At 69.7% G+C, this 24833-nt stretch carries 31 protein-coding genes; 18 read left to right on the top strand and 13 right to left on the bottom strand.

All coding sequences use genetic code 11. From position 1 onward, the window contains the following. Positions 1-86 precede the first annotated feature (86 nt). Positions 87-938, top strand: a complete 852-nt coding sequence (locus BCF44_RS53680) for an MBL fold metallo-hydrolase (RefSeq protein WP_170218269.1) — start codon at positions 87-89, stop codon at positions 936-938. Here BCF44_RS53680 and BCF44_RS53675 read toward each other — a convergent pair. Then, the gene (locus tag BCF44_RS53675; RefSeq protein WP_170218268.1) at positions 922-1284 is read right to left on the bottom strand and encodes a nuclear transport factor 2 family protein; all 363 of its coding nucleotides are present in this window, start codon (positions 1282-1284) and stop codon (positions 922-924) included. The two genes, BCF44_RS53680 and BCF44_RS53675, sit on opposite strands and share 17 nt — an antisense overlap. Positions 1285-1336: 52 nt before the next feature. Here BCF44_RS53675 and BCF44_RS53670 point away from each other — a divergent pair, with 52 nt between their 5' ends. Then, entirely contained in the window at positions 1337-1864 is a 528-nt protein-coding gene (locus BCF44_RS53670; protein WP_116182334.1) for a MarR family winged helix-turn-helix transcriptional regulator, read from the top strand. 20 nt (positions 1865-1884) lie between these two features. On the opposite strand, the gene BCF44_RS53665 is transcribed toward BCF44_RS53670, so the two are convergent. From BCF44_RS53665 to BCF44_RS53655, 3 genes are all read right to left on the bottom strand, one after another. Then, complete coding sequence (locus tag BCF44_RS53665; RefSeq protein WP_147329080.1) at positions 1885-2280, bottom strand: hypothetical protein; 396 nt, start codon at positions 2278-2280, stop codon at positions 1885-1887. Then, a complete protein-coding gene (locus BCF44_RS53660) occupies positions 2262-2615 on the bottom strand; it encodes a VOC family protein (RefSeq protein ID WP_116182332.1) in 354 nt (117 codons plus the stop codon). Before BCF44_RS53660 ends, BCF44_RS53665 begins: the two co-directional genes overlap by 19 nt. 69 nt (positions 2616-2684) lie before the next feature. Further along, positions 2685-3107, bottom strand: coding sequence for a tautomerase family protein (locus BCF44_RS53655; protein ID WP_116182331.1), 423 nt, complete (start codon positions 3105-3107; stop codon positions 2685-2687). Positions 3108-3762: 655 nt separating this feature from the next. Between BCF44_RS53655 and BCF44_RS53650 the strand changes: the two genes are divergently transcribed. Genes BCF44_RS53650 through BCF44_RS53640 form a run of 3 tightly spaced genes read left to right on the top strand, consistent with a single transcriptional unit; the run spans position 3763 to position 6200 of the window. Continuing rightward, positions 3763-4635 carry an oxidoreductase gene (locus tag BCF44_RS53650; RefSeq protein WP_116182348.1) on the top strand — a complete coding sequence of 291 codons (873 nt, stop codon included), beginning with the start codon at positions 3763-3765 and terminating at the stop codon, positions 4633-4635. After that, positions 4635-5171 carry an NADPH-dependent FMN reductase gene (locus BCF44_RS53645; RefSeq protein WP_116182330.1) on the top strand — a complete coding sequence of 179 codons (537 nt, stop codon included), beginning with the start codon at positions 4635-4637 and terminating at the stop codon, positions 5169-5171. The genes BCF44_RS53650 and BCF44_RS53645 overlap by 1 nt, the downstream gene beginning before the upstream one ends. 3 nt (positions 5172-5174) lie before the next feature. Continuing rightward, positions 5175-6200 (top strand): Lrp/AsnC family transcriptional regulator, encoded by a 1026-nt coding sequence (locus tag BCF44_RS53640; RefSeq protein WP_116182329.1) that lies wholly within the window; start codon positions 5175-5177, stop codon positions 6198-6200. On the opposite strand, the gene BCF44_RS53635 is transcribed toward BCF44_RS53640, so the two are convergent. Genes BCF44_RS53635 through BCF44_RS53625 form a run of 3 tightly spaced genes read right to left on the bottom strand, consistent with a single transcriptional unit; the run spans position 6175 to position 9390 of the window. Beyond that, positions 6175-7548: a DHA2 family efflux MFS transporter permease subunit gene (locus BCF44_RS53635; protein WP_246016325.1), complete on the bottom strand. Its 1374-nt coding sequence runs from the start codon at positions 7546-7548 to the stop codon at positions 6175-6177. The two genes, BCF44_RS53640 and BCF44_RS53635, sit on opposite strands and share 26 nt — an antisense overlap. Before the next feature lie 17 nt (positions 7549-7565). Beyond that, positions 7566-8498, bottom strand: coding sequence for an NADP-dependent oxidoreductase (locus BCF44_RS53630; protein WP_116182327.1), 933 nt, complete (start codon positions 8496-8498; stop codon positions 7566-7568). 16 nt (positions 8499-8514) lie between these two features. Then, positions 8515-9390: an oxidoreductase gene (locus BCF44_RS53625; RefSeq protein WP_116182326.1), complete on the bottom strand. Its 876-nt coding sequence runs from the start codon at positions 9388-9390 to the stop codon at positions 8515-8517. 100 nt (positions 9391-9490) lie between these two features. Between BCF44_RS53625 and BCF44_RS53620 the strand changes: the two genes are divergently transcribed. Next, the gene (locus BCF44_RS53620) at positions 9491-10474 is read left to right on the top strand and encodes an Lrp/AsnC family transcriptional regulator (RefSeq protein ID WP_116182325.1); all 984 of its coding nucleotides are present in this window, start codon (positions 9491-9493) and stop codon (positions 10472-10474) included. A 61-nt stretch (positions 10475-10535) separates the two neighbouring features. Here BCF44_RS53620 and BCF44_RS53615 read toward each other — a convergent pair whose 3' ends face one another. Both BCF44_RS53615 and BCF44_RS53610 read right to left on the bottom strand, forming a co-directional pair. Further along, positions 10536-11021, bottom strand: coding sequence for a PPOX class F420-dependent oxidoreductase (locus BCF44_RS53615; protein WP_211353692.1), 486 nt, complete (start codon positions 11019-11021; stop codon positions 10536-10538). 24 nt (positions 11022-11045) lie between these two features. Further along, the gene (locus BCF44_RS53610) at positions 11046-11840 is read right to left on the bottom strand and encodes an SDR family NAD(P)-dependent oxidoreductase (RefSeq protein ID WP_116182324.1); all 795 of its coding nucleotides are present in this window, start codon (positions 11838-11840) and stop codon (positions 11046-11048) included. A gap of 159 nt (positions 11841-11999) precedes the next feature. On the opposite strand from BCF44_RS53610, the gene BCF44_RS53605 reads away from it, so the two are divergent. After that, positions 12000-12881, top strand: coding sequence for a helix-turn-helix domain-containing protein (locus tag BCF44_RS53605; protein WP_116182323.1), 882 nt, complete (start codon positions 12000-12002; stop codon positions 12879-12881). 300 nt (positions 12882-13181) lie between these two features. On the opposite strand, the gene BCF44_RS53600 is transcribed toward BCF44_RS53605, so the two are convergent. After that, positions 13182-13784 (bottom strand): TetR family transcriptional regulator, encoded by a 603-nt coding sequence (locus BCF44_RS53600; RefSeq protein WP_116182322.1) that lies wholly within the window; start codon positions 13782-13784, stop codon positions 13182-13184. Positions 13785-13877: 93 nt separating this feature from the next. Between BCF44_RS53600 and BCF44_RS53595 the strand changes: the two genes are divergently transcribed. The 5 genes from BCF44_RS53595 (at position 13878) to BCF44_RS53575 (ending at position 18420) form a co-directional block, all read left to right on the top strand. Continuing rightward, positions 13878-14873 carry an aldo/keto reductase gene (locus tag BCF44_RS53595; RefSeq protein ID WP_116182321.1) on the top strand — a complete coding sequence of 332 codons (996 nt, stop codon included), beginning with the start codon at positions 13878-13880 and terminating at the stop codon, positions 14871-14873. 41 nt (positions 14874-14914) lie between these two features. Next, positions 14915-15346: a PPOX class F420-dependent oxidoreductase gene (locus tag BCF44_RS53590; protein WP_211353691.1), complete on the top strand. Its 432-nt coding sequence runs from the start codon at positions 14915-14917 to the stop codon at positions 15344-15346. Between the two features lie 35 nt (positions 15347-15381). Further along, a complete protein-coding gene (locus BCF44_RS53585; protein WP_116182320.1) occupies positions 15382-16335 on the top strand; it encodes an alpha/beta hydrolase fold domain-containing protein in 954 nt (317 codons plus the stop codon). Between the two features lie 41 nt (positions 16336-16376). Then, the gene (locus BCF44_RS53580; RefSeq protein WP_116182319.1) at positions 16377-17315 is read left to right on the top strand and encodes an oxidoreductase; all 939 of its coding nucleotides are present in this window, start codon (positions 16377-16379) and stop codon (positions 17313-17315) included. Between the two features lie 403 nt (positions 17316-17718). Further along, a complete protein-coding gene (locus BCF44_RS53575) occupies positions 17719-18420 on the top strand; it encodes an AMP-binding protein (RefSeq protein WP_246016324.1) in 702 nt (233 codons plus the stop codon). A gap of 48 nt (positions 18421-18468) precedes the next feature. Here BCF44_RS53575 and BCF44_RS58400 read toward each other — a convergent pair whose 3' ends face one another. Together BCF44_RS58400 and BCF44_RS53570 are read right to left on the bottom strand one after the other, a co-directional pair. Continuing rightward, entirely contained in the window at positions 18469-18771 is a 303-nt protein-coding gene (locus BCF44_RS58400; RefSeq protein ID WP_246016323.1) for an Lrp/AsnC ligand binding domain-containing protein, read from the bottom strand. Then, positions 18752-19432, bottom strand: a complete 681-nt coding sequence (locus BCF44_RS53570) for an Lrp/AsnC family transcriptional regulator (RefSeq protein WP_246016322.1) — start codon at positions 19430-19432, stop codon at positions 18752-18754. Before BCF44_RS53570 ends, BCF44_RS58400 begins: the two co-directional genes overlap by 20 nt. On the opposite strand from BCF44_RS53570, the gene BCF44_RS59070 reads away from it, so the two are divergent. Further along, positions 19354-19785, top strand: a complete 432-nt coding sequence (locus BCF44_RS59070) for a carboxylesterase family protein (protein WP_342775764.1) — start codon at positions 19354-19356, stop codon at positions 19783-19785. The two genes, BCF44_RS53570 and BCF44_RS59070, sit on opposite strands and share 79 nt — an antisense overlap. Positions 19786-20086: 301 nt before the next feature. Next, positions 20087-20254, top strand: a complete 168-nt coding sequence (locus tag BCF44_RS57220) for an Lrp/AsnC ligand binding domain-containing protein (protein WP_211353690.1) — start codon at positions 20087-20089, stop codon at positions 20252-20254. Here the strand turns inward: BCF44_RS57220 and BCF44_RS53555 are convergent. After that, positions 20251-21852 carry an amidohydrolase gene (locus BCF44_RS53555; RefSeq protein WP_116182317.1) on the bottom strand — a complete coding sequence of 534 codons (1602 nt, stop codon included), beginning with the start codon at positions 21850-21852 and terminating at the stop codon, positions 20251-20253. The genes BCF44_RS57220 and BCF44_RS53555 overlap by 4 nt on opposite strands. Before the next feature lie 237 nt (positions 21853-22089). Here BCF44_RS53555 and BCF44_RS53550 point away from each other — a divergent pair, with 237 nt between their 5' ends. From BCF44_RS53550 to BCF44_RS53535, 4 genes are all read left to right on the top strand, one after another. After that, complete coding sequence (locus tag BCF44_RS53550; protein WP_116182316.1) at positions 22090-22710, top strand: TetR family transcriptional regulator; 621 nt, start codon at positions 22090-22092, stop codon at positions 22708-22710. Between the two features lie 105 nt (positions 22711-22815). After that, positions 22816-23271 (top strand): ester cyclase, encoded by a 456-nt coding sequence (locus BCF44_RS53545; protein ID WP_211353689.1) that lies wholly within the window; start codon positions 22816-22818, stop codon positions 23269-23271. Further along, positions 23268-24026: a pirin family protein gene (locus BCF44_RS53540; protein ID WP_116182315.1), complete on the top strand. Its 759-nt coding sequence runs from the start codon at positions 23268-23270 to the stop codon at positions 24024-24026. The genes BCF44_RS53545 and BCF44_RS53540 overlap by 4 nt, the downstream gene beginning before the upstream one ends. A 47-nt stretch (positions 24027-24073) precedes the next feature. Continuing rightward, positions 24074-24685 carry an ester cyclase gene (locus BCF44_RS53535; protein ID WP_116182314.1) on the top strand — a complete coding sequence of 204 codons (612 nt, stop codon included), beginning with the start codon at positions 24074-24076 and terminating at the stop codon, positions 24683-24685. The last annotated feature ends 148 nt before the right edge of the window (positions 24686-24833 follow it).

Raw genomic sequence — 24833 nt, 5'->3', positions numbered from 1 at the left:
GGTGAGAGATGCACTCGCCACGACCTGGGTACATTTTCGGCACGCAGTCGAGCCGCGAGCTCCAACACCGCGGGGAGGAGCCGGCAGTGGCCTTGAGCATCGACGTCCACGTCGCCCCGATGCGGGCGTTCCGCGGCCCGACGGGCCCGGGATTCGGGGACCGGCCGACGTGGTCCCCGATGAGCAGCACGCTCATCGCCGGCGACCGCGACGCGGTCCTCGTCGACACGCTCGTCACCTACGACCAGGTCGACGCCCTCGCCGACTGGGTCGAGGGGTTCGGCAAACGAGTCGTCGCCGTGCTGATCACCCACGGGCACTCCGACCACTGGATCGGCCTGGCCCGGCTGCGGGAGCGGTTTCCGGACGCCCGCGGGCTCGCCACCCGGGAGGTCCTGGCCCAGGCCCGGTTCGAGGTGGCCGACGAGGGGACGCGCGCCTACTGGCAGGGGATATTCCCCGGCGAGGTGCCCGCCGAGCCGGTGCTGCCGGAGCTTCTCGACGCCGACTCGTTCGACCTCGACGGCCAACCGCTGCGCGTTGTCGACATCGGCCAGGGCGACGTCGACCACTCGTCGATCGTGCACGCGCCGTCGATCGACGCCGTCGTCGCCGGCGACGTCGTCTACAACCAGGTGCACATGATGACCGCCGACACCGACGAGGCCGCGCGGGCGGCCTGGCTGGCCAGCCTGGACGCCATCGCCGCGCTGCGGCCGAAAACCGTGGTGTCGGGCCACAAACGCGTCGGCGCGCCCGACAGCCCCGACACGATCGAGCAGAGCAGCCAGTACCTGCGCGACTTCTCCCACATCGTCGCCACGCACGACAGCGTGGACGGCGTCGTCGCCGCGATGCTGGACCGGCACGGCGATCGGGACAACCCGCGGACGCTCTGGCACTCGGCCCGGCAGGTGCTGGCTAGGACGGCGCGTTGACGAAGGTGTACAGCTCGACGATCACGCCGTCCTTGCAGCGTGCGATGTCCATGCCGGTCGACAGGTTCGGCTGATCGGCCGGGCCGAAGGCGAACGCGAGGTGGCCGAGGTCGTCCAGGGCCGACACCGGTCCGGCCGGCCGGAAGGTCCAGTCGGCGGTGGTCGCGCGCAGCTCGGCGGCGCGCGCCGCCAGCTCCTGGCTGCCGTGGATCAGCCGGTCGGCCTCGTGCCACACCACGTCCTCGGCGTAGACCTCCGCGATGGCGGCGGCGCGCCGGTCGGGGTCGGTCTCGTTGAACACGTCGAGGAGGTTGCGCCGCATCAGGTCGGCGACGGTGCTGGTCATGGACGGTCCCCTTCGGTCGCGGCGGTGCCCGGCGTCGGCTAGCTTAGGTGACATGTCACGTAATCGCCAGCCGGCGCCGGAGCCCACGCATGGCTGGCTGGACGGTGCCCAGCAGCGGGCGTGGCTCGCCTACATCCGGGTCCAGCTGCGCATGGCGTACGAGATGAACCGCCAACTGCTCGCGGACAGCGGCATGTCGTTGCCCGACTTCGACGTGCTGACGGCGCTGGGCGTCGCCGACGGGGGCCGCATGTCCATCACCGTGCTCGCGGCGCAGATCGGGTGGGAGCGCAGCCGGGTCTCGCACCACGTGCGCCGGATGAGCACGCGGGGCCTGGTCAGCTGCGGCCCGTCGACCACCGACAAGCGGGTCACCGAGGTCACGCTGACCGCCGGCGGCCGGCACGCGCTCGAACAGGCCGCGCCGGGACACGTCGACCTCGTCCGGAACCTCTTCTTCGACGGACTGCCGCCCGAGCTGACCGGGCCTCTCACCGAGGCGCTGGAAACCGTGTACGCCAACATCATCAGGCGCGGCCTGCTGCCGCCCCCGGTCGACTGGCGGCCGGCGCGGGACTGACCGGTGCCGGACGTGCGGCGTCAGAGCTGGGACAGGTGCAGCCCGAGCACGGCGGCGGACAGCGCCACGAAGCCGCCGGCCGAGGCGAGGACGGTCGCCTTGGTGATCCGGGCCCGCGCGAGGAGACCACCGCGCCGACGAAGTAGCCGACGAGGCCGAGCGCCGCGAGCACGCCGAGGATGCCCGCTCTCGGCGCAGGCCACCAGCCACAGCTTGGCCGGTGGGAAGCCGATCGCCCGCATCTCGCCGACCTGCCGGTCGTCGCGGGTGAACTTGCCCCACGCCGAAGGGACCAGCAGGGCCGCCAACGCGAGCGTGTCGACCCCGGCCAGCCGGTCGACCACCGGCTCGGCCTCGTGCGGCACGTGCGTGGCGTATCCGCCGCCGGGCAGGACGATCACATGGGCGCGGACCATCGCGACTCCCCGTCGACGAGGTCGAACTCGTTGCCCTCGACGTCGGCGAAGGTTGTCCACCGGCGTCCCGCACGCGCGACGTCGGCCAGCCGGACCGCGCCCAGTGACAGCAGCCGCGCGGTCTCGAACTCGAAGTCGTGGGTGAGCAGGTGTAGGCGCACCCGGTTGCGGACGTACTTGCCCTCGGTGGTCCGCCGGAAGGTCAGGTACAGCGTCCCCGACTTCAGCACCGTCGGATCGCCGGTCCCGACCTCGGCGCCGAGAGCCTGCGCCCAGAACCGCGCGACCAGCGGCACGTTGCCGCAGTCGAGGCTGATCCCCAAGACGACGCTCACCGTGGAAGCAGACCATCGGGCCGCTGACGGCGACACAACGCAAACAGGTGAGGCGGCTCGGCGAGGCGCTTATGCCTTCCCGAGCAGCTCGCGGACGTGTTGGACGATCTCCTCGTTGGTGTAGGCGTGCCCGGCGATACCCCAGCCGCCCGGCACCGCCTCGCCCAACGTCACCCAGGTGCGCCCGGTCAGCGTCGGGTCGCCGGCCGCGTCGGCGATCAGGTCGGTGATCTCCCGCACCACGCCGAGCTGCTGGTCGCGGTCCAGCGCGCCGGCATTGGTGGTCACCTGGACCCGCACGCTGGTGCTGGTGCCGGCGGCGGTGGAGAACGCCTCGGTGTCCAGCTCGTGCACGAATGCGGCGGTGTTGTCCAGGAAGAACGGGATCTCCGGGACCTTCTCCCAGCGCATGATCGTCCGGGCGATGTCCTGAGCCAGCTGGTGCCGGTCGGCGATGAGGCCCGTGGGCGCGTAGACGTCGATCATGGGCATGACGGGATCCTTTCGTGGAGCGTTCGCTCGCAGTCTGCGGCGACCGGAGCATCCGTTCACTCACACGTTCATGTGATTGCCGCCTGGACTCACGTGTTCAGGTGATGGAGCCAAGCAACACCAGCAGGCCCGCCAGCCTGAGGAAGATCAGACGCAGCGCCACGGCTGGCGATCATGCCCTGCCCGTCACGCGCCCATTGCCGCAGGTCGGCCGCATGGACCGACTTCTGGAACCCCATAGGGTCCAGCGCACCCGAGCCACCCTTTCCCTCGACGGCCGATTTGGTCATCGTACAATCAAACTCAGGTGCCGAACGCCGTCCGTTGAACGCACCCGTTATCCCCACACCGACCGATCGATCACACGTCCGATCATGCATCATTCAACTGCCTGATCAGCAACGCGGAAGCACGCCTGATTGAGCAGATTGCTCTCGGTGATTGCGCGCCTGCCGAGCTCATGGCCTTTCTGGCCGTGCGTCCACGGTACGGATGATGCAGAGCCGCCCGATCACTGCCGACCGGTGGATGATCTACCGGTCGCAGCCCGTCCCGGTGGAGGATCACAAACGCTTGGGATGCCGTCGTGGAGGTAAGCGGGCAGTTCGCCCCGCTGATAGGAGGGCGTGCCGGTCCGCCGGTGATGCTGGTTGGCATGAACGACACACTGAAACTGGCCGACGATCTGAGCCTGACTCGCATGGGTTACGGGGCGATCCAGCTCGCCGGCCCGATGGCCTGGGGTCCGCCGAAGGACCGCGACAAGGCGGTCGCCGTGCTCCGCGAGATCGTGGAGTTGGGCATCACTCACATCGACACCAGCGACTACTACGGCCCCCACACGGTCAACGAGCTGATCCGCGACACCCTCCACCCCTACCCGGAGGGCCTGCACATCGTCACCAAGGTCGGCGCGCGGCGCGGGCCGGACAAGTCGTGGCCGGCGGCGACCTCGCGGGAGGAGCTGATCTCGGCGGTGCACGACAACCTGGGGCACCTGGGCCTGGACTCGCTGGACCTGGTCAATCTGCGCATCACCGACACGACGGCGGCAGCCGACGTGGTGGAGCCGTTCAGGGTGATGGCCGAGCTCCGAGAGCAGGGCCTGATCAAGCACCTCGGCCTGAGCAACGTCTCCATCGAGCAGGTCGAGGCGGCCCGCGAGATCGCGCCGGTGGTCAGTGTGCAGAACTTCTTCAACCTGGCCGTACGCAAGGACGACGCACTGGTCGACCTGTGCGCGGAGGAGGGCATTGCCTTCGTGCCATTCTGGCCGCTGGGCGGGTTCCGGCCGCTGCAGTCGGATGCCCTCCAGGAGGTCGCCGACGAACTCGGCCACACACCGCTGCAGGTGGCGCAGGCGTGGCTGTTGCGGCGCTCGCCGACGATGCTGCTGATTCCGGGCACCTCCTCGGTCGAGCACCTGCGGGAGAACGTCGCCTCGGCCGACATCACGCTGCCGGCTGAGGCCGTGGAGAAGCTGAACTCGGTCGGCAGCACCGAGGCACGCATGCCGTGGGAGCACTGATGACCGAGATTCTGGTGCTGTCCGGCAGCCTCCGGGCCGAGTCGGTGACGACCCGGGTGGCTTCCGTCGCGCTCGCCGCCGACCTGCCGGGCGTCACGGCGACGCTGGCCGAGGGACTGGACGCGTTGCCGCTGTTCAACGACGACCTCGACACGTGGCACCCGCCGGAGTCGGTGGCCCACCTGCGTCGCGAGGTCGCGGCGGCCGACGCGGTGCTGTTCCTGAGCCCGGCCAACAACGGCAGCATCTCGGCGGCGCTGAAGAACGCCATCGACTGGCTGTCGCGGCCCCGCGCCACAGCCCCGATCCAGGGCAAGGCGGCGGCGCTGCTCGTCACCGGCTACTCGGTCGACGGCGTGGTGGATCACCTTGATCACGTGCTGGCCGCAGCCGGCGCGCGCGTCGTCCGCTCGCCCGGACGAGGGCTGAGCCTGAAGATGTTCGGCGGCCGTGGCCCGTCCGACGTGCCGGCGGTCCGCGAAGCGGTCGCGGAGGCGTTGGCGGCACTGCACGCCGGCACGGCGATCGCCGTCTGAGCCGTGGAGCGCCTCGACCGGCAGATCGTGCACTGCCTGCTCCGGGACGGCCGCCTCGCCTTCCGGCGGATCGCCGAGGTGCTCGACGTGTCCGAGCAGACGGTGGCCCGCCGGTATCGGGGGATGCACGCCGACGGGGCGATCCGCGTGCACGTGGCGGCGAACGAGCAGGCGCTGGGATTGCGGCGCTGGTTCGTGCGGATCCAGTGCCGGCCGGACGCGGCGTGGACGCTGGCCGAGACACTGGCGGCGCGGGCCGACGTGTCCTGGGTCAGCGTCACTTCCGGCGGCTCCGAGGTGATCTGCGTGTCGTTCAGCGACCCGGCCCGCGTCGACCGCTCCGTGCTGCACCGGCTGCCGCGGACCAGCCAGGTGCTGAACTTCACGGCATTCACCGTGCTGCACATGTATGTCGGCAGCGCCACCAAATGGCTCGCCTTCGACGATCCGCTGACATCCGAGCAGGCCTCACTTGTCACGACTCGGCCGGCCAAGGCGAGCCGCACCGAGATCCGTCCGGACGACGAGCGCCTGCTCGCCGAGCTCGCGGCCGACGGCCGGGCCACGGTGACCGCGTTGAGCCGTGCCACCGGCTTGCCGCAGTCCCGGGTGGCGACGCGGGTGGACGAGCTGCTGACCGGCGGGGCCGCGCACGTCGCCGTGGACCTCGCGCCGGCCAAGTTCGGCTTCGACGCCATCGCCTACCTCTGGCTGACCGTGCTGCCCAGCGCGATCGACGAGACCGGCCGGGCGGTGTCGCTGATGCCGGAGACGACGTTCACCGCCACCGTCTCCGGCACCGCGAACCTGCTGGCCACGGTCACCTGCCGCGATCTGGAGGCGCTGTACACCCTGGTCACGTCCAAGATCGGGGCCCTGCCGGCGATCCGGCAGGTCGAGGTCGTCCCGGTGTTGCACCGGCTCAAGCAGGGCGGCACGCTCGTCCGCCACGACCGGCTCGTCACGCCACTCAGTCCGGCCGTCGCCCATGCTGGCAGCGTGACTAGTGTTCGGCGCGGCTGGTGGTGATGGTCATCGCGACCAGGGCGCCGAGCAGCGCGATGAACGCCGCGATGGTGAACGCCACATGATACGGATACACATCTCCGGGCACGCTGTGCTGGCCGCCGGCCAGGGTCAGCGCCGTCGTGATCGCGGCCACGCCGAGCGCGCTGCCGAGCTGGCGCAGGGCGTTGAACAACGTAGAGGCCGCCCCGGTGTCGCGTCCGGTGATGTTGGTGAACGCGGTGGCCTGCGCCGGCACGAAGATGTGCGCGATGGCGATACCCAGCACGAACAAGATGATCCGCATCGGCCACAGCCCGGCCGTGCTGGTGATCAACGTGAGCGACCCGATCGACAACGCGGCGAGGACCAGCGCGCACACGCTCGTCCAGCGTGGCCCGAGCCGTGGGTGCACGAACCGGCCGGCGAAAGTCGAGCCGACCATGATGCCCAGCGCCTCCGGGAACGTGGACAGGCCGCTGACCAGCGGGCTGACGCCGAGGCAGTCCTGGAGGAACAGCGCGGCCAGGTAGATCACGCCGAAGAACGAGGCCATGGTCAGCACCATCACACCGGTCATCGACCGGAACAGGCGGTCGCCGAACAGCCGCAGCGCCAGCAGCGGCTCGCGGGTACGCCGTTGCGTGATCACCAGCGCGACCAGCAGCACCACGCCGATCGCGAGCGTGGCCAGGATCAGCGGATCGCCCCAGCCGACCTCCGGTCCGGCGCTGACGCCGTACATCAGCGCGGCGAAACCCAGGCCGGACAACAGGAAGCCGCGCAGGTCGAAGCGGCTGGCGACCGGCTCGTCGGCGTCACGGAGGAAGAGCAGGCCGTACACCAGGGCGATGATGCCGAACGGGATGTTGACCAGGAACACCCAGCGCCAGTTCAACGCGTCGACCAGCACACCGCCCAGCAGCGGGCCGGTGGCCGGGGCCAGCGTCGTCGGGATGGTGAGGATGGCCGAGGCGCGCATCCGCTCAGCCGGCGGGAAAGCCTGGAACAGCATGGCCATGCCGACCGGCATCAGCATGCCGCCGCTGATGCCCTGCAACACCCGGAAACCGACCAGCTCGGTGAACGAACCGGCCAGTCCGCACAGCGCCGACGCCACCGTGAACAACACGATCGCGCCCAGCATCACGCGTTTGCCGCCGAGCCGGTCGCCGAGCCAGCCGCTGGCCGGGATGACCACGGCCAGGCTGACCAGATAGCCGATGGACACCGCGCCGACCGAGGTCGGCGACACCTGGAACTCGTTGCCGATGCTCGGCAGCGCGACGTTCACGATGGCGGTGTCCATGATGGACATGAACAGCGCCAACACGAAGACCACGCTGACCGCGATCTTCGGTCGCGCGAGCACGTTCGTCAAGACGACTCCTAGCCGCGCGGGACGAGCACGACACCGCCGCGCAGTCCGCCCTTGGCGAGCAAGGCATGCGCATCCGCGGCCTGCTCGAACGGAAAGGTCCTGGCCACACGCAGCGTCAGCCGGCCGCTGTCGACCAGGCCGGACAGCTCGGTGAGCTCGGCGCCGTCGGCCACCGCCTGCACCAGGCCGACCCTGATGCCGCGCTCGGCCGGCGGCATGGCCGGCGGCGTCACGGCGACGAAGGAGCCGCCGTCACGCACGGCCCCGATCACACCGGCCCCGATACCGGCCGTGTCGAGGACACCGTCAACGCCCTCCGGTGCGACCGCGCGCACCGCGTCGGCCGAATTGCCGCCGCGGGCAACAAAAGTCGCGCCGATCCCGGTGATGAACGGCTCGTCCTCCGGCGCTGCGATGGCGATCACGCGCAGCCCCTGGTGCAGGGCCAACTGGACCGCGAACGCGCCGATGGCACCGGCAGCACCGGTGACGACGATCTGGTCGCCTTCCTTGCGCCCCAGGATCTTCAGCGCCTGCGCGGCGGTGTGGCCGTTGAGCGGCAACGTCGACGCTGCCTCGAAGTCCACGCCGGCCGGGGCCGGCGCGAGGAAATCGGCTGGCAGCACCACGTACTCGGCCTGACAGCCGATCTTGGTCTGCGGCCAGTTCGACATGGCCAGCACAGCATTCCCGACGGCGAAGTCGGTCACCCCGGAGCCGACCTCGTCGACCGTGCCGGCGGCGTCGACCCCGAGCACGTAGGTCGGTCCGGCCGGCACCATCGGGCCCAGCCAGCCCGCCCGGGCGACGGTGTCCAGCGGGTGCACGGCAGCGGCGTGCACCTTGACCCGGACGTGGCCGGCCGGGACCTCGGGGATCGGACGCTCGTCGACGGCGAGCACGTCCGGGCCGCCGAAATCGGTGAAAGTTACTGCACGCATGGGTTTTCTCCTAGTTTCAGTGACGGGCCCAGGGCGCGACGGCCTCGGCGCTGCCGACCGCATTCAGCGTGGCGACGGCCTCGGCCGGCAGTTCGATGTCGGCGGCGGCGACGTTCTCCCGCAGGTGCTCGACCGAGGACGTGCCCGGAATCAGCAGCATCGTCGGCGAGCGCTGCAACAGCCACGCCTGCGCCAGCTGCAACGGGGTGTGCCCGAGTCCGTCGGCGACCTGCTGCAACGTGTCCGACTGCAACGGCCGGAACCCGCCGAGCGGGAAGAAGGGCACGAACGCGATGCCCTCCTCGGCGCAGAAGTCGACCAGCGAGTCGTCCTTGCGCATGGCCAGGTTGTAGAAGTTCTGCACGCTGACCACCGGTGCGACCTGCTGGGCCGCGATCACCTGCTCGGTGCTGACATTGCTGACGCCGAGGTGCTTGATCAGGCCCTGCTCCTGGAGCTCGGCCAGCACCGTGAACGGCTCGACGATGCTGGCCGCCGCGGTGGTGTCGGTCATCCGCAGGTTCACCAGATCCAGTGACGACAAACCCAGGTGTTCGAGGTTGTCCTCCACCGCCGCGACCAGCTCGCCTCGTGAGATCGCCGCGGGCCACGACTTGTCCGGGCCCCGACGGGCACCGACCTTCGTGACGATGTGCAGGCCCTCCGGGTAGGGGTGCAGCGTCTCGCGGATCAGCTCGTTGACCGTGTACGGACCGTAGTAGTCGCTGGTGTCGATGTGAGTGATGCCCAACTCCACGACCTCGCGGAGCACGGCGACCGCCTTGTCGCGGTCCTTCGGCGGACCCCAGGCCATCGGGCCGGCGAGCTGGATCGCGCCGTAACCCATGCGAGTCAGGCTCAGATCATCGGCCAACTCGAGCTTGTCGTTCATAGGTCCAGGATCATCCGGCAAGCAGGCAAATCAAGCATCAGGAGCGGTCTTCGCCTCCGAACCTCCATTCGAGGCACTCCTGAGCGAGTAATCTGCCATCATGGAGCTCATTGACCGGCGGATCGTGCAATGCCTGCAACGCGACGGCCGGGCCCCGTTCCGCCGGCTCGCCGAGGCACTCGGCATCTCCGAGCAGACCGTGGCCCGACGGTACCGCGCCCTGCACAACGACGGCGCGCTGCGCGTGCGGGCCTACCTGGGCGACCGGGCCACCGGCACCCAGCGGTGGTTCGTCCGGGTGCAGTGCCGGCCGGACGCCGCCGACGTCCTCGCCGACGCGATCGCCGCCCGCGACGACGTGTCGTGGGTCAGCACCACCTCCGGCGGCTCCGAGATCGTCTGCGTCGCGTTCACCGACCCCGACGCCCCGCGCGGCTCCGTGCTGGCCCGGTTGCCGCGTACCAGTCAGGTGCTGAGCTTCACCGCGTTCGCCGTGCTGCACATGCACGTCAGCAGTGACACCAAATGGCTCGCCTATGACGATCCGCTCAGCCCCGAGCAGCTGGCCGTGCTTCGCCCGCACCGGCCCTCCCCGGGCCCGTCGGCCAGCCCCACCCTTCGGCCCGACGACGCGCCCCTGCTGGCCGAGCTCAACCGTGACGGCCGGCTCGGCGTCGTCGCACTGGCCAAGGCCACCGGCTGGCCCCAGTCACGCGTGTCCACCCGCCTCGACGAGCTCCTGTCCTCCGGCGCCCTGCACATCGCCGTCGACCTCGCCCCGCCGCTGTTCGGCTTCCACGCCAGCGCCTATCTCTGGCTCACCGTGACCCCCGGCGAGCTCGATGCCACCGGCCACGCGCTGTCCCTGCACCCCGAGACCACGTTCTCCGCCGCCGTCACCGGCGCGGCCAACCTCCTGGTCACCGTCACCTGCCGCACCACCGAGGACCTGTACCTCTACGTCACCAGCAAGATCGGCGCGTTGCCGGCCGTGCACCAGGTCGAGATCGTGCCCGTGCTGCACCACCTCAAGCAGTCCGGCACGCTGATGCGCAACGGCCGCCTCGTGCTGGAGCCGGCGTGACGATGCGGCGTGGTAGCAGCCTGGCGAGGACGGACGGGATCGCCCGGTCCGGGCAGTGACATCAGAAGGTGATCGCGATGCCGATCATCGGATCCCGCTTGAGATGCAGTGCCCTGGCGAACCAGTTGCCCACGCGTGACGCGATGTAGCGCTTGGCCAGCAGGGCGCGGGCGTTGCTCGTTTGCGTCTCGTCGAGGAGGTGGGCCGTGCCGGCCACATGCTCGGCCCTCGGCTTGACGTTGCCGCGCACATCACACGCCGCGATGTCGACCCGGGGGTTGTTGCGGATGCGCTTGACCTTCGCCGAGGTGGCCCCGGTGACCACGGTCATCGTGTCGCCGTCCATCACGTACCAGACCGGGGTCGGCACCGGGGTGCCGTCCTTGCGATATGTCGTCAGGCTTATCTGTTTGCTGGCGACGATCTGCGCATTGAGATTCACGATCACGGTCCTCACAGTCGTTGTCAGATCACGGAAGCACCGGTCGGCGCGGTGTTCCGCGCGACACGCCGCCGGGTGCGCGATGTCGTCGACCGACGCGGTCACGAGGTCGTTGCACTGCCTGGGACATCAGACCGATGCTTTCAGCTCGGCCAAGCGGGCGTTCAGGGCGGTGCGAATGCCGTCGATCGCATCCGCGCCGACGGCGAGCCGCAACGGCGGCTCGTCGGCCGCGACGACGGTCATCACGGCGTCGGCGACCGCCTCAGGGTCACCGAACGAGTCGTGCGGCCGCTGGGACATCTCCTGCAGGAACTTGCCGACGGTCGGCCGGTACGGCTCAGCAGGCGGCACGTAGAGCGAGCTGTGGGCGAAATCGGTGCCGAACAGTCCTGGCTGGATGATCGTCACCTTCACCCCGGCCGGCGCCAGCTCGATCGCCAGCGATTCGCTGAGCAGTTCCAGCGCGGCCTTCGACGCCGAGTACACACCGGACGCCGGCCAGGCGACGTGTCCGTTCAGCGAGGACACCTGCACAACTCGGCCACGCGAGGCCCGCAACGCCGGAAGACTGGCCCGCAGCACAGCCAGCGGGGCCAGCACATTGGTGTCGAACACCGCCTTCGCTTCTGCGGCGGCGATCTGCTCGACAGCGCCGAAGGCGCCGTATCCGGCGTTGTTGACCAGCACGTCGAGACCGCCGGCGGCCTCGATCGCCTCGGCGATGGCCAGCTCAGCGTTGGGGTCGGTGATGTCGAGCGCGAGCGGCATGACCTGCCCCGCGGGATCCGAAGCCGCGAGTTGGGCCAGTCGGTCGGCCCGACGCCCCACCGCGATGACCCGCGCACCGGAGGCCAGCGCTCGATCGGTGATGCGACGGCCGAACCCCGAGGTGGCGCCGGTGACGAGCCAGATGTCAGACATGATCGGCTTCCTTACCTGAGTCGGATCGGGCGATCGCCCAGCACCGAGTCAAGCAGCGCCCATGGCCCTGAACAGGGGCTGAGCTGGTCCAGCGCATCCTGGGAACGCGAGGGCCACCCTCGCACTTGCCGGACGCTCCGATCGGCCCATGATGGAGTCATGAGCCGCAACGAAGAGCTCAGCGACTTCCTCCGCGCCCGCCGTGCGGCCATCGATCCGCGATCGCTGGGAATCATCGACGATCAGGCCCGCCGCGTGCCGGGACTGCGCCGCGAGGAGCTCGCCCGGCTCGCCGGCGTCAGCGTCGACTACTACACCCGCCTCGAACAGGGACGGCCGATCACACCGTCCGACTCGGTGCTGGACGCGATCGCCACCGCGCTGCAACTCGACGCCACCGAACGCACCTACCTGCACACCGTCTCCCGGCCGCAGACCAGCTCCCGACGCCGGACCACCCGTGCCGGCCAGGCGGTGCGCCGCGGCCAGCTCGAGCTCCTGGAGGCGCTCGGCGACACCCCCGCGTTCATCCTCGGCAGGCGCACCGACATCCTCGCCGCCAACCGGATGGCCCGGGCCGTGCTCGCCGACTTCACCGCCATGCCGGCCCGCCAGCGCAACGCCGCCCGCTGGATCCTGCTCGACGAAGCCGCCCGCTCGCTGTACGGAGACGGTTGGGCCAAGGTCGGCTCCGAGGTGGTCGGCACCCTGCGCATGGACGCCGCCCGCCACCCCGACGACCCCAGGACCGCCGAACTGGTCGGCGAGCTGTCCATGAGAAGCGAGCACTTCCGCCGGTGGTGGGCCGACCAGAAGGTGGTCGAGTGGACCTACGACGAGAAGATCCTGCATCACCCGATCGCCGGAACGCTGACCCTGGCCACCGAAGCGGTGACGTTTCCCGCCGATCCCGACCAGATCATGTTCACCCTCCTGCCCAAACCCGGTTCACCCACCCAGCAGGCATTGACCATGCTGTCCGCGTGGCTGGAGCAGCACGATCCCGACGACGAGCCATCGGCACAGGCACCTCGATCCTGATCCATCCCGAGCCGGCCAGCAGCGGGCGGGCCGTTCGCGCGAATTCCCAGGGCCATGACAGGTCCTTCCTACCCCGCTTGCGATCACTGTCCAGTTCCTCACGGCGCGCCGGCGCTGTTCCTGCGCCGACACCAGGCTGATCTCGCCAGCCCCAGACCAAGCCGACTGGTCCATCCCGAGCCGGCCACCGCCGGCCCGCCGCTGCTGTGCCAGGCCCCAAGAGAGCCACGACCCGCTCGGCACCCTTCAGGCCCAAGCCGAGCACCTACCGGCCTGAGAAGACACGGGCAGGTCGTCCCGTCAGTCTCGCGGACAGGTGTGACGGGGGAACAGTCGTTCGACGGCGGTGATGATGGCCGCTCGCCGGGCCGCTAAGAACGTGTCGCGGTCCATGCCGGCCGGGATGGGGATGTCGGGCAGGTTGGCCCAGGTCATGGCGATCTGGCTGACGATCACCAGGATGTCCATCGGGTCCCAGGCGGGGTCGAGCAGCCCGTCCTTTTGGGCCTGGCGGACCTGCTCGGTCTTGCGGGCGGCCGACTTGCGCATCGGGTCGTCGGCGTCTCGTTCGGCGTCGCCCAGCTCCAGCCGGCTCCAGGCCGTCAGCCGGTACCGCTCGGGATGGGCGGCGTAGTAGTCGAACAGACGGCCCGCGTAGCCCGGCATGTCGGTGGGGTCCAGGCGGGTCGCCTCGGCGATCGCCGCGAGCTCGCGGGTGGCGACGGACCGGTACAGGTCGTCCTTGCCGCCGCTGAAGTAGGCGTAGACGCGTTCCGTGCTGGTCTTGGCCGCTTTCGCGATGCGGGCGATGCGCGCGCCGGCGATGCCGTGCGCGGCGAACTCGGCCGTGGCCGCGGCGACGATCCGGTCGCGGGTGGAGTCGAGGGCGGCCTGGTGAGTCATGCCACAGAGCCTACCAAAACGTTCGTTTTGACAGTGGCCTCGACGCGTCGTAAGTTCAAAACAAAAGTTTTGGTTCGACGACGGGAGGCAGTCATGCACCAGCGGACACTCGGCAGCCAGGGCCTGAAGGTCTCGGCCATCGGCTACGGCTCGATGGGCCTGACCATGGCCTACGGCCCCTCCGACGTGGAGGCGGGCCTGGCCGCTATTCGGCGCGCCCACGACCTCGGCGTCACCTTCTTCGACACCGCTGAGATCTACGGCTGGGGCGGCGCCTACGGCTGGGAGGACAACAACAACGAGGCCCTGCTCGGCCGGGCGGTCAAGGACTTCCGCGACGAGGTGGTCCTCGCCACCAAGTTCGGCTTCCAGCGCACCGAGCAGGGCCTGGGCCTCAACAGCCGCCCCGACAACATCCGCCGGGTCGCCGACAACAGCCTGCGCTACCTGGACACCGATCACATCGACGTCCTCTACCAGCACCGCGTCGACCCCGACGTGCCGATCGAGGACGTCGCCGGCGCGGTCAAAGAGCTGATCGACGCCGGCAAGGTCCGGCACTTCGGCCTCAGCGAGGCCGGCCCGGAGACGATGCGCCGCGCCCACGCCGTGCAGCCGGTGTCGGTGCTGCAGACCGAGTACTCCCTGTTCGAGCGGGACGTCGAGCAGCTGTTCCCGACGCTGGCCGAGCTCGGCATCGGCCTGGTCGCCTACTCCCCGCTGGGCCGCGGCTTCATCACCGGAGCGGCCAAGCCGGCCGCCGAGTACGACAGCACCGACATGCGCACCTTCGACCCGCGCTGGCAGCCCGGCAACTTCGAGCGCAACGTCGCGGCCGTGGAGCAGCTGGCCGAGCTCGGGAAAGCCAAGGGGGCCACCGTGTCCCAGCTGGCCCTGGCCTGGCTGCTGGCTCAGGGCGAGCACATCGTGCCCATCCCCGGCACCCGCAGCGCCGCCCGGATCGAGGAGAACACTGCCGCCGCCGACATCACGCTCACCGAGGCCGACCTCGCGGCCATCCGCGAGATCCTCCCGCACGGCGGCTTCGGCGCCCGCTACCGCGAGGGCGAAGTGCCCACCTGGACCTGAGCCCCCGCCTCGGCTCCGATGTGGTCAAGAAGGAGAAACCTATGCGGCACAAGACACTTGACGTGCGGGGCGGGAACGGGTCGATGACCGGTCGCGGCTCGTGGGAGGCGGTCGGCGCCGCCAGATACGCCCTGCTCACCACCTACCGCAAGGACGGCACTCCCGTTGGCGTGCCGGTATGGCTGGCCCGCAACGGCCAGAAGATCGTCATCTGGACCTACGCCGGTTCGGGGAAGGTCAACCGCATCAGGCGCAACCCCGATGTCACCTTGCAGATCTGCGACACCTACGGCACGAGGACCACCGGCGAGATCGTCCGCGGCCACGCCACCGTCCAAGATGCCGCTGTCGCCAAGCGCACCCGTGCCGTCGTCGGCCGGAAGTACGGGCTGATCGGCCTGGCCATGATCCACGCCAGTAGGTACCTGCGCGGAGCGGATGCCACCGTCGGCCTGACCATCGAGTCGGTGTGACTCCCTCGTGCCCGACCGGAATCGAGGTTTGCTCCATGTCACGACGTGACCCCGGCATCAACCGGCGTGCCGCGTTCCAGGCCCGCGTGATGCAGGCGTTGAACAGGGTCATGGTGCCCTTGGTGTTCTCCTCGCCACAGCTGCAATTCGCCAGCGAGCCGACAGCGGACCCGACGACCGTGACCATCCCGACCCGGCACGGGCCGGTGCGCGCGCTGGTGTACGCCCCGACCGCGCGGCAGATCGACCGGCACGTGGCGGCCGGCGCGCGCCCGCCGGTGCACCTGGCCTTCCACCCCGGCGCGTTCATCGGCCGGCAGCCGGAGCAGGAGGACAACGTCGCCCGCTACCTCGCCGCCGATGTCGGTTGCTACGTCGTGGTTCCTGACTACGACGTGGCTCCGCAGGTGCGGTTCCCGGTAGCCGAGGAACAGTCCTACGACGCCTACCGCTGGGTGCGCGAGCAGGCCGAACACGCCGGCTGGGATCGCGACCGGATCTCCGTCGGGGGCGGCAGCGTCGGCGGCAAACTCGCCCTCACCGTGGCCCTGATGGCGATCGACGACGACTACCACCGCCCGGTCGCCGTGTCGGCCGAGTACCCGTTCGTCGACACGACCCGCGAGGACGCGGCGCGCACCTCCAGCAAGAAGCGGCCACTCGCGTCCCGCTCGCTCATGTCGCTGGTGCGGCGCACGTACTTCGCCGGCGTCGACCCGCACGCCCCGCTCGTCGCCACCGCGCACCACCCGCGACGCGGCGAGCTGCCCCCGACGCTCATTGTCACCGCCGAATACGACACGCTTCGCCACGAGGGCAACGACTTCGCCCGCGACCTCGCCGCCCGCGGCGTCGAGGTCGCCCACCGCGAGTTCCCCGGCGTCGACCACCAGTTCACCCACACCGCGCCGGTCGAGACCGCCAAGGCCGCGATCCAGATGATCGGCGACCACCTCGCCAAGGCGTACACCGAGACCGCGGTCAAGTGACGCCGACACACAGTGAACGACCACCCCTTGGGAGGTGTGAGATGGGCTGGACCGCAGCCGACATCCCCGACCAGCACGGCCGCACGGCCCTGGTCACCGGGGCCAACGGCGGACTCGGGTTGGTCACCGCCAAAGCCTTGGCGGCCAAGGGCGCGCACGTGGTGATGGCCGTGCGAAACCAGCAGAAGGCCGCTGCCGCAGTCGAACAGATCCGAGCGACCGTCCCCGACGCCTCGCTGGAACTGGTCGCGCTCGACCTGTCCTCGCAGGCGTCCGTGAAACAGGCCACCGACATGGTGCTGGCCGCCCATGACCGCCTCGACCTCCTGGTCAACAACGCCGGTGTGATGGCGATATCCGAGGCGCGGACGGTCGACGGCTTCGAGATGCAGTTCGGCGTCGACCACCTGGGCCACTGGACCTTGACCGCGCTCCTGCTGCCCGCACTGCTGCGCACACCCGGCTCCCGGATCGTGACCGTCACCAGCACCGCCCGCAACACCGGCCGTCCCGTCGACGTGGCCAACCCGCACCTGGAGGGCCGTTACGGGGCCTGGCGCGCCTACGGGCAGGCGAAGCTGGCCAACTACCACTTCGGGCTCGGGCTACAGCGTGAGCTGGAGCGGGCCGGCGCGAGCACGGCCAGCCTGATCGCGCACCCAGGCATGGCCAACACCGACCTGCAAACGGTCAGCGTGCAAGGCTCGGGAGGCGGGGCCTCCCAGCGGTTCGGCGTCTTCATGGCCGAGCGCACCGGCATGTCACCCGACGACGGCGCGCTGCCGCAGCTACGCGCCGCGACCGATCCGGCGGCCAATGGCGGCGAACTCTACGGGCCACGGTTCGTGACCAGTGGCGCCCCGGTCCGCCGGCCGGTGCTGCGCAGGCTCGGCATAGACCGGGCCATCTCCAAGCTCTGGCAGGTCTCCGAACGCGAGACCGGCGTCGCACTCGATGTCCGTATCCCGGCAGGCGGGTGATCGCGCGCGCCCCGACCGACAGGCACTCGGTTGTCCGTGCGGCCGCGCGCTGGGCCCAGATCACAGACCGCCAGCTCCAGATCCCGTTCACCGACCACGGATCCGCCGGCACCGACGTCGTGACGCGACCCTCGACTGGCCGCACCACCGCAACCTCGGCGTTGTCGATCTCGGTGTCAGATATCGACCGCCATGTGTCAGATATCGTCTTCAGTCACATTCGTCCGCAGGACAAGCCCGTTGTCCTCAACAACCGACCTGTCGATCACACGTTCGATTATGCAATCAATAGACTCCCCGACCAGCCGCGATGGTCAGGCACAGGCCACGCTGGTTGGCACAGAGGTTGAGACGGGAGCGAACCCAGCGACGCCCGATCGTTGCCGCTGGTGACATGCACCGGATGGACACCGGGAACTCCACATCGGTCAGCTCCAGCACCACCGGCGCCGGCCTGATCGGGTTTCCTGATGGCGTTGGCATCGGCACGGTCGGCGCCGTCGTCCCGGGCGGCACGGAGATCACCATCGCCGACGACGGCGAGCTGCTCGTACGCGGACCGCTGGTCATGCGCGGATACCGCAACGACCCCGACCGGACCGCCGAAGCGTTCGACTCCGACGGCTGGCTGCACACCGGCGACATCGCGACCATCGACGCCGACGGCTACGTCACCATCGTCGACCGCAAGAAAGAGCTGATCATCAACACGGCCGGCAAGAACATGTCCCCCGCCGCCATCGAGAACGCCGTCAAGCTCGCCTGGCCCCTGATCGGCTTCGTCGCCGCGATCGGCGACAACCGCCCCTACGTCGTCGCGCTGCTCACCCTGGACCCCGACGCCTGCGCCGCGTACGCGGCCAAGGCCGGCCTCGACGACCCGTCGCCGGCCGCGCTGGCCACCGACCCCGGCCTGCGCGCCGTCATCACGGCGGGAATCGCCGAAGCCAACTCGACGCGGTCGCGCGTCGAACAGATCAAGAAGTTCGCCATCCTCCCAACCGTGTGGCAACCGGGCGGCGACGAGATCACCCCCACCATGAAGCTCAGGCGCAGACCGATCGCCGAACGCTACGCCGCCGAGATCTCCGCGCTCTACGGGTAGGAATCGCCGCCGACCCGGACCGGGTCGAACGACGAAAGCCGCGGAACGTCAGCGCACGAGGCCGGTTCGTTTGACCGAACTCAGGATCGGGGTGACCTCCAGCCCGCGGACGTCGTCGAGCGACCCGATCACCGTGGTGAGGAAGGTGTACAGACCGCCGAGATCGCCGGCGGCGACGGCCACGAGCAGGTTGGCCGATCCGGTCGTCGCGGCGGTGAAACGCACCTGCGGATGCCGGCTCAGCACTATCCCGGTCGCTTCCATGCGGCCCGGGCCGGTGGTGATCCACAACAGCGCCTCGCTGATGATGCCGAGCAGTACGAGGTCGACTTCACAGGCCAGGCGCACCATGTGGGCGGACAGCAACGTCGCCAACCGGCGGCGCACGGTCGACGCGGACGTGTCCAGCATGGCCGCCATCTCGTTGTAGCCCGCGCGCGTTGACGGCCAACCGCTCGATGAGTGCCTCGTCGAAGGGCTGGATGTCGGGCGCGTCCACGGGGTCGTGCGCATACGGCGCGATGGCGACGAGCTCCTCGGTGGTCAGCAGGCCTCCGGTCCACGCGAATCCGGCGGGGAACACCCTCATCAGGTCGTAGGCGTCCCACGACTGGACGTCCGCGGTGGCGGGCAGATCCCGCAGCAGCAACGAGTTGCGGGACTCGGGCCCGTCCAGGAACATCACCGTGCTGATCTCGTTGCCGCCGCCGAGGATGTCGACCCACACCGTGTCGGGCCGCCGCGCCAGTCCCGCGGCGATCGCGTTGATGCGGCTCGGACGGCAGCGAATGCGCAGGGCCATCGGCACGATCTGGGCGAACCGAGCGGGATTGCGGACCGCTGTGGGCCGCACTGTGCCGTCCTGCAGGAGCGGCGTGGCCCGGCGCACGATGGTGCGCTCGGACAGGCCGAGGACCTGGGCGACGGTTCGCCATGACGCCCGCGGCGAGGCCATCAGCACCGCGACGATCCGCCGGTCCGTCTCGTCCAGCACCTGCCTCGCCTGTCGCATATCCACCAGTGTTCCACGCTGGACGTCTTGTCTTGAGCAGAACGACCCGGGTATATGTCTGTTTCGGCCGGTCGACGGTAGACAAGAGGTGTCCAGCTCCGGCACGGAAGGTGACACCGATGAACGTGCGGAATCGTCCCGTCGTCGACGTCGAGTCGGCCAGCGTCCAGGGGATCGCGCAGAACGGTGTCGCCGCGTTCCGCGGCATCCCCGACGCGGCCTCCCCGGTGGGCAACCTGCGTTTCGCCCCACCCCAGCGCCACCCGAAGTGGCCTGGCCTGCGGGACGCTTCCCGTCCCGGCACCTGCTGGTCCGCAGCCCGAGTTCGGCCGCCAACTTCATGTCCCCCGTGACGCTGTCCATTGTGGACTCATCTGGGCCGCGCATGCCCAGTGCCATGGTGACCAGGCCGGCGCCGGGCATGGCGGCGCGGACCCGGCGGACCTCGACGTCGATCCGGTCGGTGGAGGTATCCCGCGCCGTAGCAGAAGATCGACCGCCCGCACGCCGCGCAGGCCGTCGAGGGCGGCGTCGGCGTGCTCGGGGCTCTGCATCGATGCCGTGCTCGGCCGGCCGGGTGTTGATCGGCGTGCTGAAGGTGTTCTCCGCCATCGTCAGCACGTCGTGCGCGCAGATCGGTGATCTGCAGCAGTCGTGTACACCCACCACGTCACCGGCAACTACGACTATCTGCTCCAGGTCGACGTCGCCGACCTGCCCGCCTACGAGGACTTCCACGCCAACCGCCTCGCCGGACTGCCCGGTGTGGCCTCGGTGACCAGCTACGTCACCATGAAGACGCTGTCCGCGGAAACGCCCTAACGCACGAGCCGGCCGCCCACGATCGTGTGGATCGGGTTGAGGTCACGGAGGACCTCACCGAAGCACGTGGCCGGGTCCCGCTCCCAGACGGTGAGGTCGGCGAGGCGGCCGGGCGTGAGCGTGCCGCGCAGGTGGTCCTCGCCGACCAGCCGCGCGGCCTGCGTGGTGTGCAGGGCGACGGCCTCGTCGTAGCTGACGGCGTGCTCGATGCCCTGCACGCCGATGACGGTCTGCCGGGTGGTCATGCCCCACACCGACCGCATCGCGCCGAACTGCCCCACCGGGAAATCGGATCCGGCGGCGACCAGGCCGCCGCGGTCGATCCAGCCCCGGGCGGGGAACAGCGCGGCCACCCGCTCCGGCCCCCAGTACTCGCGCTCCACCTCAGCGGTGTCGTGCAGCAGCGGCTGCTGGATGGTCACCGGAATGCCCAGCGCGACGGCGCGGTCCTGCTGCTTCGGGCCGGCCAGGCCACCGTGCTCCATGACCAGGCTGTTCGCCGGCAGCCCGGGATTCTCGGCGAGGACCTGCTCGTAGACGTCCAGCAGAACGCGGACGGCCCGGTCGCCGTAGGCGTGCGTGCCGACCCGCCAGCCGCGACGGACCACCGCCGTCACGGCCTCGACCAGCGCCTCTGGCTCCCACAGTAGCGAGCCGGAGTACGCGTGGTCGCACGCGTACGGATCCTCGGTGGCACCAGCCTCGAGCCCACCGTCGAGGCCGAATTTCAGCCCCCAGACCTGCAACCACGGGTCAGCGTTGTAGCGGAAGTCCTCCATGGCGTCGAGCAGCTCCTCCAGCGCCGGGCCGCTGAGGCCGAACGCCGCGATCAAGGCGCGAACCCGAGTGCTGAGGGCGTTGTCCCGGTGCGCGGCACTCAGCACCGTGTAGTCGTCGAGGGAGACGGCGCAGTCACGAACAGTGCCGATTCCCCTTGCGGCGTACTGACTGCTGGCCAGGCGAAGGCCATCAACGCGCTGGGCCTGGTCCGCCCTGGGCACGAGGCGCTCCACCAACCCGATGGCACTGTCGATCAGGCGGCCGTTGAGCCGGCCCTGGTCGTCACGGCCGATCACGCCGCCGGGCGGAACCGGCGTGTCCTCGGTGATGCCGGCCAGGCGCAGTGCGTAGCTGTTCACGACGTCGTTGTGGCCGCCCCGCTTGACCAGCACCGGGTGGCGGTCGGTGGCCTGGTCGAGCTCGGCGGCGGTGGGCATCCGCCGCTCGGCCAGATTGAGCTCCTGCCAGTTGGTCGTCGTCCGGATCCACTCGCCCGCGGGCGTGACGGCCGCCCGCTGCCGGATCAGCTCCAGAAACTCGGGGATCGTGCGGGTTTTGTGCACGGGCACGTCGTGCGCGCTCAGGCCGGCGAAGATCAGGTGCGTGTGGGTGTCGTCGAACGACGGCAGCACCGTGGCGCCGGGCAGCTCCAGGACCTTCGTGCGCCTGGACACCAGGTCGTCGAGACCCTGGGGATCCGCCGACAGCGCCACGATGCGGTCACCGCGCACCGCCACCGCCCGTTGTGGCGGTTGGCCCGGCACCAACGTGTGCACCGCCGCGGCTCGAACGAGCAGGTCAGCACCATGATCAGTCATCGTCTACTCCCACCTCGACCGGACCTGACCGTTCTACGGCCCCGGCGCAGACAACCGCGCGTTCTTCGGCTGTGAACGGCGGAATCACGCCAAGGAAAACCCTGACTTGCACAACCTGCGACAAATGCCGGTCGCGCGGGACGAGTACGTCGATCCGACGCTGTGCTGCCGGCCAGCGGCGGCCGGCCTCCTTCGCGGCATTTGACATCAAAGTCAAGCAACTGTTTGATTTCCCATATGAAGGCGGGCAGGACGGACCTACGCCGAGAGGCCGGTCAGCGCACGCGCGACGGCCTACTGGCGGCCGCGTTGGAGCTGATCGCCGAACGCGGTCAGGACGGCGTGACGCTGCGCGAGATCACCGAGCGCGCCGGTGCCAACGTCGCCGCGGTGAGCTACCACTTCGGGTCGCTGAAGGCGTTGTGCGACACCGCTATCGAGCACGCGTTGGAGCGCTATCTGGACGCGCAGATCCACGAGCTCGAAGCGCTCGACCCCGCCTCGACGATCGAGGAGTTGGCCGCGGCGTTCGCCCGGCCCATGGTCCGCGCGCTCGCCGCGGGCGGACGCGACCTGGATGTCATGCGGACCGTCGCGCGCGTGGGTATCGATCCGCCCGAGGGCTGGGACCGGCTGACCCCCAAGTTCGACGAGAGCCGCACCGTCGCGCTCCGCGTGCTGACGGCACAGGTGCCCGGGGTCGGCGAGGAGCACCTCGTCTTCCGCACGCGCTGCGCGGCCGGGCTGTTGAACTGGCTCGCGGTCGCGCCGCTGGGGGCCGAGCTCGCCACCACACCGACCGACCAGCTCGAGCGGCAGCTGGTGCCGGTCGTCGCCGGCGCGCTCCGAGGGGCCTGACCAGCCCGAACCCATCAATTCAAACAGTCGCTTGACAAGGCCGTCGTCGCCGGCGCAAGATTTCAATCAAGCGTTTGAGTTACTACTTGGGAGAGGGAGAGCATCATGGCCACCGACGCGGAATCCGTGGTCCGGGCCGCCTACCGCGCCGCCGAGGGCGACGTGCTGGACGTGCAGGGGTTCGCCGACCTGTTCGCCGAGGACGGCGTGTTCAACAACGTCGTCGCCGGCGAGACCTATCGCGGCGGGCACCTGGGCGACATGGTCACTTTCATGGGCCGGCTGGCACCCGACATCCACCGCGAGTTGCACCGCTTCCACGTGATGGGCAACGTCGTCAGCGTCGAACTGAGCATCCAGGGCACCGTCACCGGGCCGTTCGAGACGCCCGCCGGCACCATCCGGTCCAGCGGCGCCAAGCTCGACATCCCCACCGCCGACTTCTGGTACGTCGAGAACGGCAAGATCAAGGAGTTCAACTGCTACGTCGGGATCAGCGTGATGCTGGCCCAACTGGGCGTGCAGCCGGACTTCGCCGCCGCGGTCGGCCGCAAGCCGTGAAGACCACCACCCCGCTCGTCGACATCCGCCGCTCCGACAGCCGGTCCGAGACGACGCTGTCGTGGCTGCGCGGCCGTCACTCGTTCTGGGTCGACGGCCGGCCCTACGATCCGAGCAACACTCACCACGGCCTGCTGCTGGTCAACAACGAGGACATCATCCGCCCAGACGCCGGCTTCGACACCCATCCCCACCGCGACATGGAGATCGTCACCTGGGTGCTCGACGGGGCGCTCGTCCACCAGGACTCGGTCGGCAACGCCGGCATCATCTATCCGGGACTGGCCCAGCGGATGAGCGCCGGCACCGGCATCATGCACTCGGAGCGCAACGACTCCTGGAGCCTGGGCGGCGAGCGCCACACCAACCCGGTGCACCTGATCCAGATGTGGATCGTGCCCGACGAAACGGGCGTCACACCCGGCTACGAACAGTTGGAGATCGACGCGGAGCTGTTGTCCGGCAACCTGGTCACCGTCGCATCCGGCATGCCCGGACACGACTCCGCCATCCGCATCAGGAACCGCCATGCCGCACTGCACGCCGCTCGGCTGACTCCCGGGTCTTCGGTGCGGCTGCCCGAGGCACCCCGCCTGCACCTGTTCGTCACGCGAGGTTCGGTCGACGTCGAAGGCGTCGGCCCGCTGGCCACGGGCGACGCGGCCCGGTTCACCGCGAGCGGCGGACAGCGGATCACCGCCACCGCGCCGGCCGAGATCCTGGTCTGGGAGATGCACGCCGACCTCGCGATGTGAGCACTGCTCGATTTGGATGACGAAGCCGCAACCTCAGGAGTTTCACGATGAAGAAGCTGCATGGCGCCGCCTTGACCCTCGCCATCACCGCCATCGCTGTCACCGGTGGTCTGGGAGTCGCCCACTCGGCGAGCGCCCAACCCGCCGCGGCCAACCAGAATGCCGAGTCCGCGACGGACGCCGGACACGGCGTGGAGTTACGCCCCAACGAGCGCGTGGTGAAGGCGTTCCTGCGCGAGGTGATCGACGGCCACAACGGCAGTGCCACCGCCGGCCTGGTCACCTCGGACGTGGCTTGGCATGGCGGGACGCTCGGGGTGGTCTCGGGTCGAGCCGCCGTCGAGGGCTTGTTCACCGCCGTCGTGACCGCGCTTCCCGACCTGCACTCCACCACCTACGACGTCGTGGCCCAGGGCGACAAGGTCGTCGTGCGCCAGGTGATCACCGGCACCCAGAAGGGCGCCGTCATCGGCACCCGGCGAGCGGGCGCACCGTCACCTGGGACGCCCTCGACCTGTTCGTGCTGCGCGACGGCAAGATCAGCCAGATCTGGGCCGGCGACGACTGGACCGCGATCCTCAACGACACGGGAACGTACAAGGCGCCCTGGATCGGCTAGCTGTACTGCCCGGGGAGGTTGTGAACGGGCGGACACGTGAACCGATGATCTTGGAATGAGGGAGGGCCTTCCGGTTCGGTGTGGATTGCGACATCTGCACCGACGACCGAAAGGCCCTCATGCCCCACCGTAACGCCCCGCTGTCCGAGACCGGCAGACTGCGCCTGGCCCGGTGCGTCGTGCACGAC

The organism is Kutzneria buriramensis (genome assembly GCF_003387475.1).
Classification (GTDB): Bacteria; Actinomycetota; Actinomycetes; order Mycobacteriales; family Pseudonocardiaceae; genus Kutzneria; species Kutzneria buriramensis.
Note: the sequence above shows the minus strand (reverse complement) of the source record. Positions and strands in the feature narration are given on the sequence as shown.

What these genes read in the sequence shown, in the direction of transcription:
- BCF44_RS53675 (WP_170218268.1), bottom strand. Translation starts at nt 1,284, where the DNA reads ATGACCAGCACCGTCGCCGACCTGATGCGGCGCAACCTCCTCGACGTG.
- BCF44_RS53670 (WP_116182334.1), top strand. Translation starts at nt 1,337, where the DNA reads ATGTCACGTAATCGCCAGCCGGCGCCGGAGCCCACGCATGGCTGGCTG.
- BCF44_RS53665 (WP_147329080.1), bottom strand. Translation starts at nt 2,280, where the DNA reads ATGGTCCGCGCCCATGTGATCGTCCTGCCCGGCGGCGGATACGCCACG.
- BCF44_RS53655 (WP_116182331.1), bottom strand. Translation starts at nt 3,107, where the DNA reads ATGCCCATGATCGACGTCTACGCGCCCACGGGCCTCATCGCCGACCGG.
- BCF44_RS53650 (WP_116182348.1), top strand. Translation starts at nt 3,763, where the DNA reads ATGAACGACACACTGAAACTGGCCGACGATCTGAGCCTGACTCGCATG.
- BCF44_RS53645 (WP_116182330.1), top strand. Translation starts at nt 4,635, where the DNA reads ATGACCGAGATTCTGGTGCTGTCCGGCAGCCTCCGGGCCGAGTCGGTG.
- BCF44_RS53630 (WP_116182327.1), bottom strand. Translation starts at nt 8,498, where the DNA reads ATGCGTGCAGTAACTTTCACCGATTTCGGCGGCCCGGACGTGCTCGCC.
- BCF44_RS53625 (WP_116182326.1), bottom strand. Translation starts at nt 9,390, where the DNA reads ATGAACGACAAGCTCGAGTTGGCCGATGATCTGAGCCTGACTCGCATG.
- BCF44_RS53620 (WP_116182325.1), top strand. Translation starts at nt 9,491, where the DNA reads ATGGAGCTCATTGACCGGCGGATCGTGCAATGCCTGCAACGCGACGGC.
- BCF44_RS53610 (WP_116182324.1), bottom strand. Translation starts at nt 11,840, where the DNA reads ATGTCTGACATCTGGCTCGTCACCGGCGCCACCTCGGGGTTCGGCCGT.
- BCF44_RS53605 (WP_116182323.1), top strand. Translation starts at nt 12,000, where the DNA reads ATGAGCCGCAACGAAGAGCTCAGCGACTTCCTCCGCGCCCGCCGTGCG.
- BCF44_RS53600 (WP_116182322.1), bottom strand. Translation starts at nt 13,784, where the DNA reads ATGACTCACCAGGCCGCCCTCGACTCCACCCGCGACCGGATCGTCGCC.
- BCF44_RS53595 (WP_116182321.1), top strand. Translation starts at nt 13,878, where the DNA reads ATGCACCAGCGGACACTCGGCAGCCAGGGCCTGAAGGTCTCGGCCATC.
- BCF44_RS53590 (WP_211353691.1), top strand. Translation starts at nt 14,915, where the DNA reads ATGCGGCACAAGACACTTGACGTGCGGGGCGGGAACGGGTCGATGACC.
- BCF44_RS53585 (WP_116182320.1), top strand. Translation starts at nt 15,382, where the DNA reads ATGTCACGACGTGACCCCGGCATCAACCGGCGTGCCGCGTTCCAGGCC.
- BCF44_RS53580 (WP_116182319.1), top strand. Translation starts at nt 16,377, where the DNA reads ATGGGCTGGACCGCAGCCGACATCCCCGACCAGCACGGCCGCACGGCC.
- BCF44_RS53575 (WP_246016324.1), top strand. Translation starts at nt 17,719, where the DNA reads ATGGACACCGGGAACTCCACATCGGTCAGCTCCAGCACCACCGGCGCC.
- BCF44_RS58400 (WP_246016323.1), bottom strand. Translation starts at nt 18,771, where the DNA reads ATGGTGCGCCTGGCCTGTGAAGTCGACCTCGTACTGCTCGGCATCATC.
- BCF44_RS59070 (WP_342775764.1), top strand. Translation starts at nt 19,354, where the DNA reads ATGACGCCCGCGGCGAGGCCATCAGCACCGCGACGATCCGCCGGTCCG.
- BCF44_RS53570 (WP_246016322.1), bottom strand. Translation starts at nt 19,432, where the DNA reads ATGCGACAGGCGAGGCAGGTGCTGGACGAGACGGACCGGCGGATCGTC.
- BCF44_RS53555 (WP_116182317.1), bottom strand. Translation starts at nt 21,852, where the DNA reads ATGACTGATCATGGTGCTGACCTGCTCGTTCGAGCCGCGGCGGTGCAC.
- BCF44_RS53550 (WP_116182316.1), top strand. Translation starts at nt 22,090, where the DNA reads ATGAAGGCGGGCAGGACGGACCTACGCCGAGAGGCCGGTCAGCGCACG.
- BCF44_RS53545 (WP_211353689.1), top strand. Translation starts at nt 22,816, where the DNA reads ATGGCCACCGACGCGGAATCCGTGGTCCGGGCCGCCTACCGCGCCGCC.
- BCF44_RS53535 (WP_116182314.1), top strand. Translation starts at nt 24,074, where the DNA reads ATGAAGAAGCTGCATGGCGCCGCCTTGACCCTCGCCATCACCGCCATC.